Below are 22,029 nucleotides of genomic sequence, written 5' to 3'. Positions count from 1 at the left end.
GGGGAGTAAAAGTGATAAAAAGGATAATGTCGTTTATTTTGGTACTGATTATGTCACTTATTATGTGTTTAGACAGAAGCTTAATAGCAAGTGCAGCTGTTAACAATAAAACTACTGAGCACATTGCAAATTTAATTTATTTTGTTGATTTTAAAGATAGCGATTCTAACTTTATGGATGGTAAGGTTGAGAAAGTTAAGAATATGTTTGATGGAGATAAAGATAGTTCATTAAGTAACTATATAAAAACCATATCTTATAATCAAATGAATGTGCACAATTATTTTCCACAAGAAAGTGGTGGCAAAATAATACCATATACATTGCCTAATACTAGAAGTTACTATAATAAAACAAATGAGGAAGAGTTAATAACAACAGTACTTAGTAATGTAGCAGTAGATAAAAATTACAATCTTGATATGAATAACGATGGATATGTGGACAATGTTATTTTTATTTTTGCAGCAAAAAAAGGTGAAGATGGAGATGTTCTTTGGGCACATAAAGCTAACCATAATGGTGCAACTGAAGTAAATGGGAAAAAGGTAGATAATTACAATATACATAATTCATATAATTTAATGGATTCTTTAGCATCAAGTGAAGAAGGAGTACTTATACATGAATTTATGCACTCCATAGGTTATCCAGATTTATATCGTTCAAGTGGAAGTGGTGCACCAGTTGGAAGATGGGATATAATGTCCAGTGTTTCATCATTTGTTCAGTATCCATTATCTTATTTAAGAAGTGAAATATCTAATTGGATATCAATAGATACTGTAACAGAAAGTGGAACATATAAATTAAAGCCTTCAAGTAATTCATGTGATAATCAAGCATTAATTTTAAAAACACCTATTTCTGAAAAAGAATTTTTTGTAGTTGAGTATAGAAAAAGAGGAAATCCATATATAGGTGAGCTAGATGGGAAAATTCCAGGAGATGGATTAATAATTTATAGAGTAAATACTGAAGAAACTTCAAATTACCATGGTGAAAAAGATTATATTTATGTATTTAGACCAGGTGAGACTGGGGAAGGTGATGGTAATGGAAATTTATCAGAAGCTTTCTTATCAAAAGAATCTGGAAGAACAACTTATGGTAGCGATGATTTTAGTAAGACAATAGTTGATAAAGCTATAACATATTCCAATGGACAAAATAGTGGAATAGTAATAGAAAATGTTTCAAATGCAGGCGAAGAAATTACTTTTGATATTAAATTTACAGATACTACAAATTTAAATATCTGGGATGTAGTAGGAAATAAAGAAGTATCAAATAGAACAAACAATGATATTGATATGGATGTAGTAGGAGATAAAGTTTATACAGTATACAATGAAGATAATAAATTGAAAGCTAAAATGTTTGATGGTTCAAATTGGACTAGCTTAGGAGAGTGTATAATAAACAAAAGAGGAAGTAATCCTACAATTAAAGTTCATAACGGTATAGCATATGTATTATATCATGATTCTAACTATAGAAGTATAGTTGCAAGATTTGTAAATAATAACTGGGAAACTGTACAAACTCTAACAAGTGATACAAGTCAGTATTCAGATATGATTTCAACAAATGATGGAATATATGTTGCAATTACAAATGGTAAGACGAGCGTTATGAATGAAGGCACAGCATATTTAAAAGTGTTGAAGTTAAATGAAAATACAAATACATTTGAACAAATTGGAGGTAATCTGCATACAGGACATGTGGTAGAACCTTCTTTAACTGAGAGTAATGGAAATATATATGTATCATATACAGATTTTCAATTAGGCAATAAAGTTTTCATAAAGAAGTATGAAAATAGTACTTGGAAAGATGTAGATGGAATAAATCTATCAGCGTCAAGAGCTAGTATTAAAGCAACTAATAATAAGTTGTATCTTGCAACTACTTCTGTAGTTGGAAAAAATACTTCAGAAGTTTATGTCTATGAAAATAATAAATGGACTAAAATTGGAGATGATGTTGGAGGAAGTGAAGTAGGAGATTTAGTTATAGATATTAATAATAACACACCTTATGTAGCTTATGCTGATAATAATAATGGTTGTTCAATAGTTAAAAAACTTGAAGGCGACAAATGGGTACAAGAAGGATCAAACGTATCAGATGAGAGAATAAGCAAACTTGCTTTTAAAATAAGTAATAATAAGGCCTATGTAGCAATTAATCCAATTACATCACAAAAGCTATTAATTAAATCAAGAGAATTGGAAAGATCAAATGAGGAAGATAAAGAAGAAATAGTTAATGTTTCAGAAGTTACTTTAAATAAATCAGAATTAAGTTTAGTAAAAGGAGCTAGTGAAGTATTATTAGCTACAGTAACTCCAGCCAATGCTACTAATAAGGAGCTTGAGTGGACAAGTAGTGATTCAAGTGTAGCTAGAGTTGACTCAACAGGAAAAATAACAGCTGTATCAGCAGGAACAGCTACAATAATGGTAAAAACAAAAGATGGAGCTAAAGTAGCAACATGTAAAGTAATAGTAAAAGATTCAGAAATACAATATAGAACTCATGTACAAGATTACGGTTGGCAAGAATGGAAAAGTAATGGAGAGATGAGTGGAACAAGTGGAGAGTCAAAAAGACTTGAAGGAATAGAAATAAAAATAAATGATATAGTTCCAGGCGCAAGTATAAAATATAGAACTCATGTACAAGATTACGGCTGGCAAGAATGGAAGAGTAATGGAGAAATGAGTGGAACAAGCGGAGAGTCAAAGAGACTTGAAGGAATAGAAATAAAGCTAGAAAATGCACCAGGATATAGTATAGAATACAGAACTCATGTACAAGATTACGGCTGGCAAGAGTGGAAGCGTAATGGAGAAATGAGTGGAACAAGTGGAGAATCAAAAAGACTTGAAGGCATAGAAATAAGAATAGTAAAAGATCCAGAAATACAATATAGAACTCATGTACAAGATTACGGCTGGCAAGAATGGAAGAATAATGGGGAAATGAGTGGAACAAGCGGAGAGTCAAAAAGGCTTGAAGGAATAGAAATAAAAGCAGACAATCTTCCTAAAGGAGCAAGTATACAATATAGAACTCATGTACAAGATTACGGCTGGCAAGAATGGAAGAGTAATGGAGAAATGAGTGGAACAAGCGGAGAGTCAAAGAGACTTGAAGGAATAGAAATAAAGCTAGAAAATGCACCAGGATATAGTATAGAATACAGAACTCATGTACAAGATTACGGCTGGCAAGAGTGGAAGAGTAATGGAGAGATGAGTGGAACAAGTGGAGAGTCAAAAAGACTTGAAGGAATAGAAATAAGAATTGTAAAGAAATAAATTAAGATAATAATTGTTGAGATTTTAATCTATAATAATAAGCCGTGAAGAGATTCACGGCTTTTTTTATGATATATAAATGAAGGTAAAGAAATTTTAAAAACTATAGGGTTTAAGAACAGGCTATTAACTTCTGCATAAAATATTTATGAGATAGTATATTTTGAAATTAGATATTTAATATAGAAATTACATTTTAATTATTTTGTGGGGGAGGTTTTTTAAATGTCTACAACTGTAGATGGCTTTGATTATACCATTGTAGGGGGAGAGGCTTGGGTTGTTGGCTATGTAGGTGTTGAAGTTAATATCACTATTCCAAGTACAATAGAAGGATATCAAGTAGGAAGAATTGGTTATGCTGCATTTGAAAATAATTATAATATAGTCAGTGTGCTTATTCCTAGTAATGTTAATTATATTGGTAATTATGCATTTAGTAATTGCAGTAATTTAGTTGATATAAATGTTAATTATGGAAATCCTAATTATTCTAGTAGCTTTGGAGTTTTATATAATAAATTACAAACAAATTTGATATGTGCTCCTGCTGGATTAACAGGAGCATTAGGTATTCCACCTACAGTAACTACTATTTCTGATTGGGCATTTGCTTATAGTCATCTTACAAGTATAAATATGCCAAATAGTGTAACTAATATTGGTATATATGCTTTTCGTAATTGTAGAAACTTAAATAATATTAATATACCAGGTAGTGTAATAAACATTGGTGATAAAGCTTTTAGTTATTGTGAAAATTTAACTTGGATAACAGTAGATTCTAACAATTTAAATTACTCTAGCTTAGATGGCGTATTATATAATAAATCACAATCGATATTAATATGTTATCCTGCAGGTAGAATTGGGGCTTTTATAGTTCCTAATAGTGTAACGTCAATTAATTTTTCGGCTTTTGAAAATTGTACTAAACTAACTAGTATAACTATGGGAAGTAGCCTAAATACAATTGGAGATAGTGCATTTGAGTATTGTACAAACCTAGAAAGTTTAATTATAGGAAGTGGTATTAATAATATTGCTGATGGTGGATTTTATAGCTGTAGTAAATTAAAATATATAAAATTTTTAGGGAATGCACCTTCTATGGGGATACAAGTATTCGATAATGCATCCTCTGACTTCAAAGTTTACTATACTTATGGAAAAACAGGATTTACTAATCCTTACCGAATTCTTACGCTCCTGTAATTAAAATGATTTTCTTATGGAAAAACAGGATTTACTAATCCTTGGTATGGTTATCAAACGGAAGCTCTTTATATAGTAATTTATAATGGTAATGGGAATACTAGTGGGACAGTGCCAGTTGATAGTAACACATATCAACTTAATCAAAGTGTAGTAGTATCTGACAATACTGGCTTGCTTCAAAATTCAGGTCATAATTTTAATGGGTGGAATACCAAAGCTGATGGTAATGGAACACACTATGAACCAGGAGACTCTTTTTTTATAGGAAATAATAATATAATATTATATGCTCAGTGGACAGCTTATAAAGTAACTTATAATGGAAACGGAAATACAAGTGGTACAGTACCAATTGATAGTAAGGAATACAAAAGTGGAGACACTGTAAAAGTACTAGATAATACTGCTTACTAAATAAAACAGGCTATAGTTTTGGAGGATGGAACACAGAAGCTGATGGAAGTGGAACACACTATAAAGTAGAATCGACTTTTGGAATGTTAAATCAAAATGTAAATTTATATGTAGAGTGGTTAAAAGTGCACACTATAATTTATGATGGTAACGGAAGCACAATAGGAACAGCACCTGTAGATAGTAATGAATATTTAAGTGATGAAAGTGTAATTATATTGGGAAATCTAGGATATCTTAGAAAAGATAATTATGTTTTTAGAGGATGGAATACTCAAAGTCAAGGAAATGGAATTCACTATAACTCAGGGGAAACTCTTATAATGGGTAATGAAAATGTGATTTTGTATGCACAGTGGAGTTTTGAACAATTAACAATATTAGGAAAGATAAATATTATAATAAATAGCAATGAATCAATAACTATTAAAGATAGTGAACCAGAATTAGCTATAATTAGTGGAGATACAGTAGAAGGAACTCAATTTGAAGTTGGGAGAATTACAGTAAATACTTTAAACACAAATGATTCTCTTATTAAAATTGATGTTATTATAAGTACATTTTCAATAAATTTTAGTAGTTCAATATCTTTTAGGGTAATAAAAATTAATAACATCCAATCAAATGAAACATTCATTGGACCAGAATGGACAGTTAGTCCAATAATATTTTCTAAAACAACAATTTCTTTTTTTGTATTAGATAAGGATTTTCTTAATGAGGATTTATGTATCTACAAATTAATAGCAACAATAAATTAAATATATTAATGAGCTATTGTTATAGCTCTTAAGATTATTAGAAACCTCTGTGTAAAAAACAGAGGTTTTTCTAATATTAGTTTTAAATATTTTTTATTTAGATATATGGTAATAGTAACTTGATACAGTAATGTGTAATTTTTGTATTTTTAAAAGACAAAAATTGAACAAAAAATGAGTTGAAAAAGTTATCATTTTAAAATAAAATTTAAAATGAGAAGGGGGTTAATAACAAAATATAAACAAAATAACAACAAAATATAAACAAAAGAATGACTAATCTTAATATGAAAGTAGGTTTAGAAGTGGACAAAGAGATTGTATTAATTCTTAAAATTTTATTGAATAACTCATTAATTACAACTAGAAGATTACAAGAAGAATCTAATTATTCAAAAAGGCAAATTAATTATAGAATAAATAAAATCAATGATATGCTTCAAGTGAAAAATGTACCACTTATATCTTTAAGAGCTGATAAAGAAATTATGATTAGTAAAGCAACTAAGGATGCAATAAAAGAAATTTTAGAAAAGAACTACTCAAAAAACACTTATTATTTTAGTAAAGAAGAAAGACTTTTATGTATGTATTTAATGCTATTTATCAATCAGGAAGATCTTTCAATTAATCATTTTACTCACTACTTTAAGGTAAGCAGATCTACTGTAAATCTTGATTTTAAAGATTTATTACCTGAACTTGAGAAAAAAGGCATAAAGGTTAAAAATAGTCGTATAAATGGTTACTACTTAGTTGGCTCTGAAATGGAAATAAGAAGGGTACTTATTAAAAGTATTATAGAAACTTTATCAAGCGAGAAAAGTTCAAGAGTATTCGATATTTTTATTGAAGAGTATGAGTTAGATAGCTTTGAAGAAGCAAGGAAAAATATATTAAAACTTGTTGAAAAATATGAAATTAATTTCGTTGAAGATAGATTAGTAGAATTTATATACATATTTATTTTTCTCAAAGCAAGAATGTACTCAAAGAGAAGGGATATTTTAGAAAACATAGATATTCCAAAAGTTGCTGTTATGAGTTCAATGAAGGAATACAAATTTGCTGAAGAATTATTAGAAATATATGAGAGTAAAGAGAATATAAAGTCTCATGATATAACCTATATTAGTGCTTGGATTTTAGGAATATCAGTAGGTAATCATGATGAAGATACTGAGGACAGAGAGGTAATATCAGAAATTGTAAATAAGATTATGAGAAAGTTTGGATATTTAAGCGGAGTTTACTATATAAGTCAAAGAAAAATATACAAGCAGTTATATTCTCATTTTAGATCAGCATATTATAGACTTTTATTTAAATTACCTATTTATAATCCTCTTTGTGAAAGAGTAAAAGAAGAGTATGGATTAGTATACAAACTTGTATGTAATACAATGGATGAATTTTGTAACTTGTTTGGTGAAGAAATCCAGGAAGAGGAGATAGCATATTTAACAATGCACTTTGCGACATTCTTATCAAATAGAAAAGAATATGATGCTATTAGAAAAAAGGTTGCTTTAATAGTTTGTTCAAATGGTGTTGGTAGTTCAGCTATATTATACTCAGAACTTACTAATTTATTTCCTGACATACACTTTTTACATCCAATGGAAGTTTCCGAATTAGAAAGTTTTGCAGATTCAGTAGATATTATATTTACTACAAACTACAAAGTAGATGGATTAAAAATAAATGTACCAATAATTAAAGTTAGTCCTGTGATGACTGCTAAAGAAAAATATAAGATTACACGTGAAGTGTATATTCAATTAGGAGAGATTTTTTTTAAACAACCTAAAATAGATGAAGTTATGAACATAATAAAAAAATATGCAGATGTAACTTCAGAAAATATGCTTTCAAATGAGCTATCAGCTTATTTTGCACAAATAGAAAATTATAAACAAGTAGAGAATTTTGTATCTAAGGAAGGAGAGGGACCGATGCTAAGTGAAATTACTAATGAAACACTAATTAAACTAAATGTAAAGGCTAAAGATTGGGAGGAGGCCATAAGACAATCAGCTTCTGTTTTAGTTGAAAACAATAAAGCTACTGAAGATTATGTAGATGCTATGGTTGCTACAACTAAGGAATCTGGACCATACATTGTTATAACAAAACATGTAGCGCTTCCACATGCTAGGCCAGAGGCTGGAGCAAAAGATATAGCAATAGGAATTGCTACTTTAGAAACTCCGGTTAAATTTGGAAATGATGAAAACGATCCAGTTAAGTATGTGTTTTCTTTAAGCGCAGTAGATAGCAATAGCCATTTACGTGCTATGTCTGAGTTAGTTGAATTATTAGATAAAGAAGAGTTTTTTAAAGTGTTAGATAATGCTAAAAAAGCAGAAGAAATTATAAATTATATAAAAGAAAATGAAGTTCAATAATAGGAGGAATTTGTTATGTATAAAATTTTAATCGCATGTAGAGCAGGAGTTGGCTCAAGCTTAATGTTAAAAATTAAAACTCAACAAGTTATAAAGGAAAACAACTTTCCAATTGAGGTTGAACATGGTTCATTAGACTCAGTTAGTGGATTTAATGGAGATGCTGCATTAACATTAGTTGATGTTGCAGAAGAATTAAAAAGTAAAAATTTAAAATTTGATGTAATTGGTATTAATAATATTGTAGATCGTAATGAAATTAAAGCAGCATTAGAAAAATTTCTTGAATCAAAATAAAAATAAATTTAATAGAAATTAAAAGGCACGTTAAATAAATATTAAGAGAATAGGAGATTTACAATGGAATTTATAATTAGTTTATTAAGCACCCCAGCTATATTACTAGGTTTAGTTGCATTAATAGGATTAATGCTTCAAAAGAAATCAGCAGTTGAAGTATTTACTGGAGCTGCAAAAACTGTTATCGGATTTTTAATATTCGGTATTGGTGCTAATGCTATGACAGGAGCATTACAAAATTTTAATAAGCTATTTGAATATGGTTTTGGAATTACAGGAGTTATAGCTTCACCAGAGGCTGCAACAGCTCTTGCTCAAGGAACATATGGTTTTGCAGTTTCTTGTACATTAATACTAGGATTTATATTAAACATAGTTTTTGCTCGTATTACAAAGTTTAAGAATATATTCTTTACAACAGGACATAGTTTATTCTTTGCTTGTGTATTAACTTTAATTATGAAAGCTCATGGTTTTGATGATACAACTACTATTATAGTAAGTGGTATTATTTTAGGATTTATGTCAGCAGCATTACCACAATTCTGTCAACCATTTATGCGTGAATTAACAGGTGGAGATGAACAAGCTATTGGTCATTTCAACATGATTGGTTATGGATTATCAGGTTATATTGGACGTATATTCTCAAAGCATAAAAATGATACAACAGAAAATATCAAATTTCCAGGTTGGTTATCAATTTTTAGAGATTTCTTAATGGGATTATCAATAGTAATGTTAATTTTATTCTATATTGCAACATTAAAAGCAGGTAAAGAATTTGCAACAGGAATTGCTGGATCAACACACTGGTTAGTATTCCCAATTATACAAGCATTCACATTTGCAGCAGGTATGTCAGTGTTGATGACAGGGGTTCGTATGTTCTTAGCTGAAATAACAGCAGCATTCGTAATTATTTCTGAGAAATTTATACCAGGTTCACGTCCTGCATTAGACGTACCAACAGTATTCCCATATGCACCAAATGCAGTTATTATAGGATTTATTTCAGCATATGCAGCAGGATTAATAGCAGTATTTGTTATGGCAGCATTACCAAGTATATTCCCTGTAGTAATTATTCCAGCTGCTCATATATGTTTCTTCTCAGGAGGTACAGCAGCGGTATTTGGTAATTCATCAGGTGGATGGAGAGGTGCAGTTTTAGGATCATTCGTGGTTGGATTATTACTTGCATTTTTACCTACAATCTTATATCCACTATATGGATCTTTAGGAGTAGAAGGGGCAACATTCCCTAATGTAGATTACAACGTAGTTGGAACAATACTACATAAGATTTTACAATTTATAAAACCTATGTAAGCTATTTTAAATTACTATAAATAATTTTATTTTACATTTCACATTTATTATATTATGGAGCTGCTTAGGTAGCTCCATAGTTTTAAGGAGGAGAACTTATGAAAGATAATACTGTATCAGAATTTTTAAATACATTATCTAATGAAGTATCAGCATTTATATCATCTGTTGATGAAGAAAGTATAGATAAAGCATGCGAATTAATTTTTCAATCGGAAAAACAACATGGACGTGTACATGTAACAGGAATAGGAAAACCAGGACATGTATCTGGATATATTTCTTCATTATTATCTTCTACAGGAACACCAGCTTACACCCTTGATGGTACTGAAGCAGTACATGGCTCAAGTGGACAAGTTGCAAAAGGTGATATAGTTATTGCTATATCAAATAGTGGAGAAACACAAGAGTTAAAAGCAACTGTCGAAACATTAAAAGAAAATGGTGCAAAAATAATTGGTGTTAGTGGAAATGATGAATCTTGGTTAAAAGAAGCTTCAGATGTATTTTTATTTGCAGGAGTTAAACAAGAAGGTGATGAGCTTAATAAAGCACCAAGAGCTTCCATTCTTGCTGAAATTATAGTATTACAATCATTAAGTGTTGCCCTGCAAGAGGCAAAAGGACTAGATGCTAAGCAATATTTAAAATGGCATCCAGGTGGAAGTCTTGGACAATCTATAAGAGAAGGAAGATAAAACTATGGACTATAAAGGTATTATATGTGCAATGATAACACCTCTTGATGAAAATCAAAATATCAATGAAAAAGCAACACGTGAGTTAATTGATTATTTAATTGATAGAGGAGTTTACGGATTATTCATATTAGGAACAAATGGCGAATGTCATATGCTTACAGATGATGAAAAGGTTGAGTTTGCAAAAATAGTTATTGAACATACTAATAATCGTGTACCTGTTTTTGTTGGTACAGGTGGTAATTCAACACGTGAAGTAATAAATTTATCAAAAAGAATGGAAGAAATAGGTGCAAGCGCATTATCAATTATTACACCATATTTTGTTCCTCCAACACAAGAAGAATTAATTTTACATTATAAAGCAATAGCTGAATCAGTTAACTTACCAATTATGATGTATAACATGCCAGGTAAAACAGGAATTAATATTGAACCAGAATCAGTTCGTGAATTATCAAAGGTAAAAAATATAGTTGGAATAAAGGACAGTAGTGGAAAATTAGATAATATGAAGGCTTATATTGAAGTAACTAAAGGTGAGGATTTTGGAGTGTTTTCAGGATCGGATTCACTTATCCTTGATATATTAAAGGCTGGTGGTCAAGGAGCAGTTGCAGCTACAGCAAACTTCTTAACTGAAATTGATGTTGCTATTTATAATAATTTCATAAAAGGAGATCTTGAAGCAGCACAAAAAGCACAAGATAGCATTGAAGAACTTCGTCGTATATTAAAGCTCGGTACAATTCCATCTGTTATAAAGAAGACAGTTGTTTTAAATGGAATAAATGTTGGACCAGCAAGATTACCTGTAACTGAACCAACAGGAGAAGCTCTTGAAGAGATTAAGAAAGTAGTCGAAAATTATAAAAAGACATTTACTAAATAAGTATATTTACAGTAAAGTAATATATTTTTATATAAAGTATTTTGAATTTAAAGTAATTTTGAGAATATTGAGGTAAATAATATGAAAAAGATGAATGTAACTAAGAAGATGGTAGAATGTGGAGCACTTGCAATAGTAAGAGCAAAGACAATTGAACGTGCATGTGAAATTGCTGATGGATGCATAAAAGGTGGAATACCTGTTATGGAAATGAGCTATACACTAAATAATGCTGGAGAAATAATTAAGGGACTTAGTGAAAAATATGGTGATGCACTTTGTGTTGGAGCAGGAACTGTTTTAGATAGTGAAACAGCTCGTCATGCTATATTAAATGGAGCTCAGTTTATTATATCTCCAAATTATAGTGAAGAAGTAGCGAAGATTTGTAATAGATATCAAATACCATATGCACCAGGATGCACATCCTTAACTGAGGCAATAGATGCATTAACAATGGGAGCTGCATTTATTAAAGCCTTTCCAATATCAGATTTTTATGGCCCTAAATTAGTAAAAGTATTTAAGACACCAATACCAGATATGCCTATTTTAGCAAGTGGAGGAATTACATTAGAGAATTTACACATATGGTTAGAAAATGGCGTTGAAGTCTGTGGATTTGGTGGATTATTAACAAATGGAACAACAGAAGAGATAGCAGAAAATGCAAGAAAGATTTGTGAAATTATTAAAAAATCAAGAGAAAAATAAAAAGTAATTGAGCTGTTTTTGACAGCTCAATTAGTAATATATGGAGGAATGAAGTTTGAATATTGAAGAATTAACAACTATAGCAAAAGATATAAGAATAGACATAGTAGAAATGGTATCTGAAGCAAAGTCAGGACATCCAGGTGGCTCATTATCAATAGCAGACATATTAACAGTTTTGTATTTTGAAGAGATGAATATAAGAGTAGATGAGCCTAAGTGGGAAGATAGAGATAGATTTGTTTTATCAAAAGGTCATGCTGCACCAGCATTATATGCAACTTTAGCTAAGAGAGGATTTTTTCCAAGAGAAGAACTAAAATCTTTAAGAAAATTTAAATCAAATCTTCAAGGTCATCCTGATATGAAGAAAGCTTTAGGGGTAGATATGTCTACTGGATCCCTTGGACAAGGTTTATCAGCAGCAAATGGAATGGCTTTAGCTGGTAAGTTAGACAAGAAGGATTACAGAGTTTATGCGGTTCTAGGAGATGGAGAACTTCAAGAAGGACAAATTTGGGAAGCAGCAATGAGTGCAGCGCATTATAAATTAGATAACTTAGTAGCTTTTGTAGATTTTAATGGATTACAAATAGACGGATCAAATGAAGAAGTTATGAAGGTAAGTCCAGTAGATAAGAAATTTGAAGCTTTTGGATGGAATGTAATAGTCATAGATGGACATGATTTTAAAGCAATAAAGAATGCTTTAAATACAGCAAAAGAAATTAAAGGAATACCTACAGCAATAATAGCTAACACTGTTAAAGGAAAGGGTGTTTCTTTTATGGAAAACCAATCTTCTTGGCATGGAACTGCACCAAACGATGAGCAAAGGATACAAGCTTTAAAGGAATTAAAAGGAGGACAACAATAATGGGAATAGCAACAAGAGAAGCTTATGGAATAGCTTTAAAAGAATTAGCTACAAATGAAAATGTTGTGGTTTTAGATGCAGATTTAGCAAAAGCAACAAAAAGTATAGAATTTAAAAATGTAGCACCAGAAAGATTTTTTGATATGGGAATAGCTGAGGGAGATATGATAGGTACAGCAGCAGGATTAGCTACTTGTGGTAAAATTCCTTTTGCTACAACTTTTGCTATGTTTGGAGCAGGAAGAGCATTTGAACAAATAAGAAATTCAGTTGCTTACCCTAATTTAAATGTAAAAATAGCAGTTACTCATGCAGGGATAACAGTTGGAGAAGATGGAGGAAGTCATCAAGCTATTGAAGATATATCTTTAATGAGAAGTATACCCAATATGGTTGTAATAAATCCAGCTGATGCAGTAGAAGCGAAAAAAGCAGTACATGCTGCAGTAGAATATTATGGACCCACATATATAAGATTTGGAAGAGCAGCGACACCAGTAATTCATAATGAGGATTATGAATTTAAGATAGGAAAAGGTGAAGTTTTAAGGGAAGGAGAGGATGTTCTTATTGTAGCAACAGGGATAATGGTAAGTAAAGCATTAGAAGCAGCTGAAACTTTAAGTAAAGAAAATATTGAAGCAACAGTAGTAAATATATCTACTATTAAACCATTAGATACTGAACTTATACTAAGACTATCTAAAAATATTGGTAAAGTAGTTACTGCAGAAGAACATAGTATAATAGGAGGCTTAGGCTCAGCTGTAGCAGAAATATTATCTGAAGAATGTCCAACAAAGCTTAAAAGAGTTGGAATTAAGGATGTATTTGGACAATCAGGAACTCCAAATGAATTATTAGAGTATTATGGACTAACTTCAAAAGATATAGTAGAAGCAGTTAAATCAATTTAGTAATAATAAAGGGAGGGAACTATGAGTAGAAATTTATCTAATGTAGAAAATGAAATAAAAGCTACATTAAAAAATTTAAAAAATGGCACTGATATAAGGGGAATAGCAATAGAAACAAAGGAACATAAAAAGAATTTAACATCTGAAATAGTATCATTAATTGGGTATGGTTTTTCAAAATGGCTAAAAGCTAAAAATAAAGATAAAGAAGCTATTAAAGTAGCTATAGGTATGGATTCAAGATTATCTGGAAAAGCTTTAAAAGATGTATTAAAAGAAGTATTTATTAAAGAAGGAATGACTGTATATGATTGTGGTCTTAGCACAACCCCTGCTATGTTTATGACTACAATACTAGATGATTATAAGTGTGATGGTGCTATAATGATTACTGCAAGCCACCTTCCTTATTATTATAATGGACTTAAATTTTTTACATCTAATGGAGGCTGTGAAAAGGAAGAAATTGATAAAATTATAGAATTAGCCAGTAATTCTATAAATTCATCTATAAACTCTAGTACTACGCTTGGACAGATAAAAAAAGTTAATTTAATAGAGGATTATTCTAAGGTATTAGTGGATAAAGTAAGAAAAGCTGTGAATATGGAAAGACCATTAGAAGGTAGTAAGATTATAGTTGATGCTGGAAATGGAGCAGGTGGATTCTTTGCCACAAAGGTTTTAGAAAAACTTGGTGCAAATACTGAAGGAAGTCAATATCTTAATCCAGATGGAAATTTCCCTAATCATATACCAAATCCAGAAAATAAAGAAGCTATGGAATCTATAAAAAATGCAGTATTAAGATATAAGGCAGATTTGGGGATAATATTTGATACAGATGTGGATAGAGCAGCAATAGTTTCTAAAACTGGTAAGGAAATAAATAAGAATTCTCTTATAGCATTAATATCTGCTATAGTAATAGGTAATAAAAAGGGTACAACTATAGTTACAGATTCCATAACCTCAACAGGATTAACTGATTTTATAACAGAGCTAAATGGAGTTCATCATAGATTTAAAAGAGGATATAAAAATGTTATAAATGAGGCTAAAAGGTTAAATGAAGAGGGAATAGATTGTCCACTTGCTATAGAAACTTCAGGGCATGCAGCCTTAAGAGAAAATTATTTCTTAGATGATGGAGCTTATCTTGTAGTAAAAATTCTTATAGAGATGTCAAAGCTAAAAAAAGAAAATAAAAATATAGAGGATTTAATAGAAGACCTAAAGTATCCATTAGAAAGTGAAGAAAAGAGAATAGAAATTAAATGTGATGACTTTAAGAAATATGCAGAAGAAATCATTGGAAATTTAAAATTATATGTTAATAAGTGTAAGGGTTGGCATATAGAAACTAAAAATTATGAAGGCATAAAAATAAATTGCGATAAAGAAAAGGGATGGTTACTTTTAAGGATATCTCTTCATGAGCCAATGCTTGCAATAAATATTGAAAGTGATATTAAAGGTGGAGCAAATAGTATTTATTCAAAAGTTGAAGATTTTATGAAGAAATATACCTATTTAGCACTATAAATAATTAATATAAATGAAAGATAAGTCTTAGTAAATAATTTCATTGACTAAGGCTTTCTTATATTTAGAATAAATAATTTATTTGAAAAAAATCTTTTATCTTCTAAAATAATATATGATATATAATGAAAGTTTGATTGTATAAGAAGGAGATTTAAGATTGAGAATAAATAAACTATTAAGCAACTATGGATATTGCTCAAGAAAAGAAGTAAGAAGATTAATTGAAGAAAAAAGAATAATTGTTAATGGAAAGCTATGCGAGCAAGGACAGTGGGTTGAAGAAAGCGATGATATATTATTAGATGGTGAGAAGGTAGAGAAAAAAGAAAAAATATATTTAGAATTAAATAAACCTAGAGGAATAGTATGTACTTCATCAAGAGAAATAAAAGATAATATAATTGATTTTTTAAACTACAAGGATTATGTTTTTCCAGTTGGTAGATTAGATAAGGATTCACAAGGACTTATATTAATGACTAATGATGGGGACATTGCCAATAAAATATTATCTTCAGAAAATTATCATGAAAAGGAATATATAGTTACTTTAGATAAAGATTTTGATGATGAATTTATTTATAAAATGTCAAATGGAGTTAATATATTAGATACAGTTACAAGACCTTGCAAAGTAACAAGAATAAATAACAATACATTTAATATAATTTTAACTCAAGGATTAAATAGGCAAATAAGAAGAATGTGTAAAACTTTAGGGTATAATGTTATTAAGTTAGAACGAATAAGAATAGTAAATGTACTTTCTGAAGGAATAGAAATTGGAAGATGGAGAAAATTAACTAAGGAAGAAATAGAAGAATTAAAATTAATAGATATTAATTTATAAAAAATCTAATTTAAAAAAATAGATTAATCTTAATAATAGTGCTGAAATATAATATAAAATGAATAATTATAAATTATTATTAATAATTTAAGAATGTAGATATAGAGCCAATAGTTTAGTAAATGTATTCTTGAAAATTAAGTTTTTTTGTATTATTATAAATTTATTAAAGGACAACTATGGGAGGATATAGTGAATAACAAACTTGATAAATTAGCTAGAAAATATACTATAGAAGACTTAGAAGGGATTTTAGATAAAATACCTTATCTAGTATGGTTAAAAGATAAAGAAGGAAAGTTTATATATGTAAATAAGTCAGGCGCAGAGAATATGGGCTTAGCTAAGGATGAGATGATAGGTAGATCTGATTATGAGATTCTAGACTATAATATGGCAAAAAAATGTTATGAAACAGATGCAAGTCTAATGGAAAGTAATAATGATTTATATAATGAAGAGTATATAAATATAGATGGACAAGATAGATTGTATAAAGTGCATAAATACATTTTAAATAGGGAAACAACTAAAGAAAATATTTTGTGTGGTCTGGCTGAAGAAATAAGTTTAGATAGAAGCTTACAATTGAAATTAGAAAGTAATCTTTTCAAGTGTTTAGATAAAAGTAAAGATGAAGATGATCCTAAAAAATACATACATTCTACGTTAATAAGCTTGAAAAAAGTTCTTAATTGTAAAAACATAGATATTCTTTTATATAATGAAAATGAAAAAGCATTTATACCATATATAAGTGAAGATAAAGATGAGAGTATATTTAAAGATAATTTAGACTTATATATAAATGAAGCTATAGAAAATAAATTATACTCTAACGATATTGATTGTAATAGATACTCTGAAATATATGATAAAATAATTAAATTACAAGAAAATAATGTAGAAGAGAATTTAAAGATTAAACATATAAAATTAGCAGGTAAATTATTTGGATTAATATGTATATCCTATAATAAGGATATAGATGCTAATTCTAAAGATGATTCATTTTTAGATGAAATTCTAAACAAAATATGTATCATAATAAAACAAATAGAGAATAAAGATGAGATAGTATCTATAAGAAAAAAAGAAGATGAATTAAAATCTATGATTGAATTAGAATCTATAAAGACAGACTTTTTTGCTAATGTATCACATGAATTTAGAACACCAGTTAACATAATACTTTCTGTTGTACAGCTATTAAATTTATATAATGATGATACAAAAATTAATATTAAAGATGAAAAATATAGAGAATATTTAGATATTTTAAAACAAAATTCATATAGATTATTAAGGTTAGTTAATAACATTATAGATACGGCAAAGATAAATAATAATCTTCATAATTTAAAATTAGAAAATACTAATATTATTAAAATAGTAGAAGATGTAGCTATGTCTACAGTAGTATATGCAAAGGAAAAGAAAAGAAATATAATTTTTGATACTGATGAAGAAGAAGTAATCTTAGCTTGTGATAAAGAGAAGATTGAAAGAATTATCCTTAATTTAATATCCAATGCAATTAAATTTTCTAACGTAAATACTGATATAGAAATAAAAATAAATACAATACTAGACTTAAATAAAGTATTTATATCTATTAAGAATTACGGGGAGTGTATAGAAAAATGTAATAGAGAAAAAATTTTTGGAAAGTGCACTCAAACAGATGATTTATTTATTAGAAGAAATGAAGGATGTGGAATAGGATTATTTTTAGCTAGAAAATTTGTTGAGATGCATAATGGGAAAATATATATAGATGATATAAAAGATGCTACACAGTTAACATTTTATCTTCCTATAAATACTATAGACAAGGATTATAATTATAATGGAATAATTAATGAAAATGATTTTTCAGAGAAATGTAATATTGAATTTTCTGATATATACGCATAGTAAATTAATAGAATTGTGTATATTATTCCTATAGTTATTTTGAATAATTAAATTTTACTGACACTTATACCACTATGGATATAAGTGTTTTTTATACTATTTAATTAATATAGAAGAGTTTAATAAGTACTATAATACCATTTTTAGATAAATTTCATATAACATCTATTGAAAAATGTTTTTCTTAAGTTTTTTATTTAAATAATTTACCAATTAATTCATATTAGATATAATTAAATATGAGTATAATTTATATATTTATTTAAAAATATTACAAATATAATAATGATATATATGAAATAGAGTTTAATTAATATAAGAGGGGATTATGAGAAAAGAAGAAATTTTAGTAGTTGAAGATGATATTGATATTAACAATTTAATTAAGAAAACTTTAGAGAAATCTGGATATAGTGTAACACAAGCTTTTTCAGGCAGTGAGGCTTTATTAAGACTTGATATAAATGAGTTTGACATAATTTTATTAGATTTAATGTTACCAGGATTATGTGGTGAAGAATTAATAAAAAATATAAGAACTAAGAAGGAACTACCTATAATAGTTATTTCAGCAAAAAGTTCTTTGGAAGATAAAGTAAATGTTTTGAATATTGGAGCTGATGATTATATAACCAAGCCATTTCAATATGAAGAAATAATTGCAAGAGTAAATTCACAATTAAGAAGATATAAAAAATCTTTAGTGCAAGAGGAAGAAAAAGAAGACACTGTATTTAAATTTAGAAATTTAATTTTAAAAGTTGAGTCTAGAGAAGTTATAGTTAAAGAGAAAAATATTGACTTAACAGGTCATGAATTTGAAATATTATCTATATTAGTTGAAAATCCAGATAAGGTTTTCTCAAGAGAAATGTTATATGAAAAAGTATGGAAAAATGGATATTATGGTGAAGATAATAGTATAAATGTTCATATAAGCAATATTAGAAAGAAAATTAAAGAAATTATACCAGATGAAGAATATATAAAAACTGTATGGGGAATAGGATTTAAAATGAATAAAATTTAAATCTTTAAACTTTCTTTAAACTTTCTTGAGGATTTATTTAAGTTATTTTTTTATTATTAATAGTGTAAAGAAAATAATTTATTTGAAATTGAGAAGGAGAATATATGAAAGAGGTAATAAAAACTAACAAACTAGTGAAAAAATATGGTAATTTTGTAGCCTTAGATAATGTAAGTATTACTGTTAAGCAAGGTGATATTTACGGATTAGTAGGTAATAATGGTTCAGGGAAAACAACATTTTTTAGATTATTAACAGGTCAAAGCAATGTAACTAGTGGAAGCTTTGAATTATTATCAAAATCTACTGAAAAAGAGTTAAATACAGTAAGAAAAAGAATAGGCTCAATTATAGAAAATCCAAGTTTTTATCCTAATATGACATTAGAGCAAAATATTGAACATTATAGAATTCAAAGAGGAGTACCAGGAAAAGAAAGTACTACTAAAGTTTTAAAAGAAGTTGGATTATATGAAGTAAGAAAAAAGAAGTTTAAAAATATATCTTTAGGAATGAAGCAAAGATTAGGATTTGCACTTGCATTATTAGGAGAGCCAGAGCTATTAATATTAGATGAACCAATTAATGGACTGGATCCAAGTGGAATTATAGAAGTGAGAAATTTACTTTTAAAATTAAACAAAGAAAAGAATATAACAATAATTATATCAAGTCATATTTTAACTGAGTTAGCTAATATAGCTACCTGTTATGGAATATTAAATAAAGGAAAGCTTGTGGAGGAAGTAAGTGCAGAAGAATTAAGTGAAAGATGTAAAAGCTATTTAGAAATTAAGGTAACAGATCCTAAAAAATTAGTTGTTCTTTTAGAAAAAGAACTAGGATATAAAGATTATAAAGTTATGCATGATGGAATAATTCAATTATTTGATAAATCTCCAATTATAGAAGAAATAAGTAAATTAGCAGTATATAACGAAATAGGATTACGAGGTTTAAATGAAAAAGTTATAGACCTTGAAAAATATTATATGAATCTAATTGGAGGTGTTAAAAATGATTAATTATATAAAAAGTGAAATATATAGAAATTTACGTTCAAAGGGGAATTATATATTTATATCTAGCTTAATTGGGATTGGAGTATTTTTAAATATAGTTTTATATCTTTTTTCGAAAAGTGATCCAACATTTCCTTTTGCTACTACTAAATTTGCATTTTCAGCTTTATATACATCATTATCTTTAGTTATGTATTTATGTGCTTCTGCAGTAAGTTTAACTTGGGGACAAGAATATAAAAATAACACTTTAAAAAATACAGTTTCTTTTGGAATTTCTAAAAATAGTATTTATTTTAGCAAGCTATTAATTAGCTTATTATATATATTAATAGTTGGTATTTTAGTTAGTGGAGCTTTTATAATAAGTGCATATATACTTTTGGACAATAGTGGAATAGAGGAACTTAAATTACTAATTAATTCATTAATTACAGCTATACCAATATTTTTAATTTCTATAACTTTAACAAATGCTCTTTATTCTATTATAGAAAAAGAAATGAATGTAGTTTTTTCTTGGATTAGTATAATAATTATTATACCGTTTTTATTGAATATGTTAGGTAAAAAAATTGAGTTGTTCAAGATTTTATCTAGTTATATGCCTATTAATATTATCAAAGCTACTTTTGATGAAAGAAATATGAACTTAGTATTAGGATGGACTACTCCTGAGGGGATATTAAAGTCTATTATTGTAGCTATTATAGGATGTACAGCATGCTATTTAATAGGCTTAGAATTATTTAAAAGAAAAGAAATTAAATAAAGTGAAATATATGAGAATTATAAGGAGTGTGCAATAAATGATATGGTTACTTTTAATATTATTAATACCTAGCGTGTATTTTTCTGCACGCTTCTTTATATTAGTTAAGGATATTAATAAGGTAAATAATGAGTTTAAGGAAATAAGTGAAAATATAGAGTTAAATAGAAGACTTACATATTTCTCTGGAAATAAAAATTTAGAAAGATTATTAGTTACATTAAACAAGTATTTAGAAGTAGCTCAAAGAGAAAAAAATAAATATATTAGAAGAGAAAAATCTATAAGAAATGAAATTGAGAATATATCACATGATTTAAGGACTCCTTTAACTTCAATACTTGGATATTTAGAATTTTTAGATAGTGATAATATAGATGAAATTGAAAGAAAAGAATATTTAGCTATTATTCAAAGAAGAGCTCAAGGGTTATATAATTTAGTTCATACATTTTATGATGTATCTAGATTAGAAGCTGGAGAATATAAATTTAATATAGAAAATATAAATATAGATAAGGTTGTAAGAGAAAATTTACTTTTATTTTATAATGATTTTGAAAATAAAAATATACAAGTAGAAGTTGAATTATTAAATGAGGAAGTATATATACAAGGTGATATAAATGCCTTGGAAAGAGTATTTACTAATTTATTTCAAAATGCAATTAAATATACTAAGAATAAGTTTAGTATTTCTTTATGTAAAGATAATAAAAACATAGTTATAATATTAGCAAATTATACAGATGAATTAAATAAAGAAGAGGCAGAGTATATATTTAATAGATTTTATATGAAAGATACTTCAAGAAGTACTTCAAGCTCAGGATTAGGACTTACCATCACAAAACTTCTTATAGAAGAAATGAATGGAGAAATTAAGGCTGAAATAGAAGACAATATATTAAAGCTTATTATTAAGTTTAAAGTTAATAAATAGTTATATAAATTATAGAGGGTTATTAAAATAAAAATTCAATTGCTTATAAATAAAATTCTTTAGATATAGCTACAGTGA

General features: G+C 28.0%; 19 protein-coding genes and 1 pseudogene. All 20 read left to right on the top strand.

Annotation, left to right across the window (positions count from 1 at the left end; translation table 11 throughout):
* Positions 1-38: 38 nt before the first annotated feature.
* The 20 genes and pseudogenes from ACQRD5_RS11200 to ACQRD5_RS11105 all read left to right on the top strand — a co-directional run bounded on the left by ACQRD5_RS11200 (position 39) and on the right by ACQRD5_RS11105 (position 21,951).
* The gene (locus ACQRD5_RS11200; protein WP_427746816.1) at positions 39-3,329 is read left to right on the top strand and encodes an Ig-like domain-containing protein; all 3,291 of its coding nucleotides are present in this window, start codon (positions 39-41) and stop codon (positions 3,327-3,329) included.
* Between the two features lie 225 nt (positions 3,330-3,554).
* Complete coding sequence (locus ACQRD5_RS11195) at positions 3,555-4,544, top strand: leucine-rich repeat domain-containing protein (RefSeq protein WP_320900927.1); 990 nt, start codon at positions 3,555-3,557, stop codon at positions 4,542-4,544.
* Between the two features lie 72 nt (positions 4,545-4,616).
* Complete coding sequence (locus ACQRD5_RS11190) at positions 4,617-4,961, top strand: InlB B-repeat-containing protein (RefSeq protein ID WP_320900931.1); 345 nt, start codon at positions 4,617-4,619, stop codon at positions 4,959-4,961.
* 11 nt (positions 4,962-4,972) lie between these two features.
* A pseudogene (locus ACQRD5_RS11185) lies at positions 4,973-5,059 on the top strand (hypothetical protein); the annotation flags it as partial.
* On the top strand, positions 5,045-5,725 hold the full coding sequence (locus tag ACQRD5_RS11180; RefSeq protein ID WP_320900925.1) for an InlB B-repeat-containing protein: 681 nt from the start codon (positions 5,045-5,047) through the stop codon (positions 5,723-5,725). The pseudogene ACQRD5_RS11185 and the gene ACQRD5_RS11180, both read left to right, overlap by 15 nt.
* A gap of 287 nt (positions 5,726-6,012) precedes the next feature.
* Complete coding sequence (locus ACQRD5_RS11175) at positions 6,013-8,133, top strand: BglG family transcription antiterminator (RefSeq protein WP_294170058.1); 2,121 nt, start codon at positions 6,013-6,015, stop codon at positions 8,131-8,133.
* A 15-nt stretch (positions 8,134-8,148) separates the two neighbouring features.
* Positions 8,149-8,430 (top strand): PTS sugar transporter subunit IIB, encoded by a 282-nt coding sequence (locus ACQRD5_RS11170; protein WP_291628425.1) that lies wholly within the window; start codon positions 8,149-8,151, stop codon positions 8,428-8,430.
* A 63-nt stretch (positions 8,431-8,493) separates the two neighbouring features.
* Complete coding sequence (locus ACQRD5_RS11165) at positions 8,494-9,765, top strand: PTS ascorbate transporter subunit IIC (RefSeq protein ID WP_291628424.1); 1,272 nt, start codon at positions 8,494-8,496, stop codon at positions 9,763-9,765.
* Positions 9,766-9,863: 98 nt separating this feature from the next.
* The gene (locus tag ACQRD5_RS11160) at positions 9,864-10,466 is read left to right on the top strand and encodes a KpsF/GutQ family sugar-phosphate isomerase (RefSeq protein WP_291628423.1); all 603 of its coding nucleotides are present in this window, start codon (positions 9,864-9,866) and stop codon (positions 10,464-10,466) included.
* Between the two features lie 4 nt (positions 10,467-10,470).
* Positions 10,471-11,361: a 4-hydroxy-tetrahydrodipicolinate synthase gene (gene dapA / locus ACQRD5_RS11155; protein WP_291628422.1), complete on the top strand. Its 891-nt coding sequence runs from the start codon at positions 10,471-10,473 to the stop codon at positions 11,359-11,361.
* An 81-nt stretch (positions 11,362-11,442) separates the two neighbouring features.
* Positions 11,443-12,075 (top strand): ketohydroxyglutarate aldolase, encoded by a 633-nt coding sequence (locus ACQRD5_RS11150; protein ID WP_291628421.1) that lies wholly within the window; start codon positions 11,443-11,445, stop codon positions 12,073-12,075.
* 55 nt (positions 12,076-12,130) lie between these two features.
* Entirely contained in the window at positions 12,131-12,952 is an 822-nt protein-coding gene (locus tag ACQRD5_RS11145; RefSeq protein WP_291628420.1) for a transketolase, read from the top strand.
* Complete coding sequence (locus ACQRD5_RS11140) at positions 12,952-13,869, top strand: transketolase family protein (protein ID WP_291628419.1); 918 nt, start codon at positions 12,952-12,954, stop codon at positions 13,867-13,869. Before ACQRD5_RS11145 ends, ACQRD5_RS11140 begins: the two co-directional genes overlap by 1 nt.
* A 21-nt stretch (positions 13,870-13,890) precedes the next feature.
* Entirely contained in the window at positions 13,891-15,414 is a 1,524-nt protein-coding gene (locus ACQRD5_RS11135) for a phosphomannomutase/phosphoglucomutase (RefSeq protein WP_291628416.1), read from the top strand.
* A gap of 160 nt (positions 15,415-15,574) precedes the next feature.
* Positions 15,575-16,267: a pseudouridine synthase gene (locus tag ACQRD5_RS11130; RefSeq protein ID WP_320627455.1), complete on the top strand. Its 693-nt coding sequence runs from the start codon at positions 15,575-15,577 to the stop codon at positions 16,265-16,267.
* A 192-nt stretch (positions 16,268-16,459) separates the two neighbouring features.
* The gene (locus ACQRD5_RS11125; RefSeq protein WP_291628412.1) at positions 16,460-18,184 is read left to right on the top strand and encodes a sensor histidine kinase; all 1,725 of its coding nucleotides are present in this window, start codon (positions 16,460-16,462) and stop codon (positions 18,182-18,184) included.
* 325 nt (positions 18,185-18,509) lie between these two features.
* A complete protein-coding gene (locus ACQRD5_RS11120; protein WP_294363918.1) occupies positions 18,510-19,214 on the top strand; it encodes a response regulator transcription factor in 705 nt (234 codons plus the stop codon).
* 104 nt (positions 19,215-19,318) lie between these two features.
* Entirely contained in the window at positions 19,319-20,239 is a 921-nt protein-coding gene (locus ACQRD5_RS11115; RefSeq protein WP_321129385.1) for an ABC transporter ATP-binding protein, read from the top strand.
* The gene (locus ACQRD5_RS11110) at positions 20,232-21,008 is read left to right on the top strand and encodes an ABC transporter permease (RefSeq protein ID WP_320627457.1); all 777 of its coding nucleotides are present in this window, start codon (positions 20,232-20,234) and stop codon (positions 21,006-21,008) included. The genes ACQRD5_RS11115 and ACQRD5_RS11110 overlap by 8 nt, the downstream gene beginning before the upstream one ends.
* A gap of 37 nt (positions 21,009-21,045) precedes the next feature.
* A complete protein-coding gene (locus tag ACQRD5_RS11105; protein ID WP_291628408.1) occupies positions 21,046-21,951 on the top strand; it encodes a sensor histidine kinase in 906 nt (301 codons plus the stop codon).
* Positions 21,952-22,029: the final 78 nt, after the last annotated feature.

This window comes from Clostridium sp. SGI.024, from assembly GCF_050315195.1.
Lineage (GTDB): Bacteria > Bacillota > Clostridia > Clostridiales > Clostridiaceae > Clostridium.
Note: the sequence above shows the minus strand (reverse complement) of the source record. Positions and strands in the feature narration are given on the sequence as shown.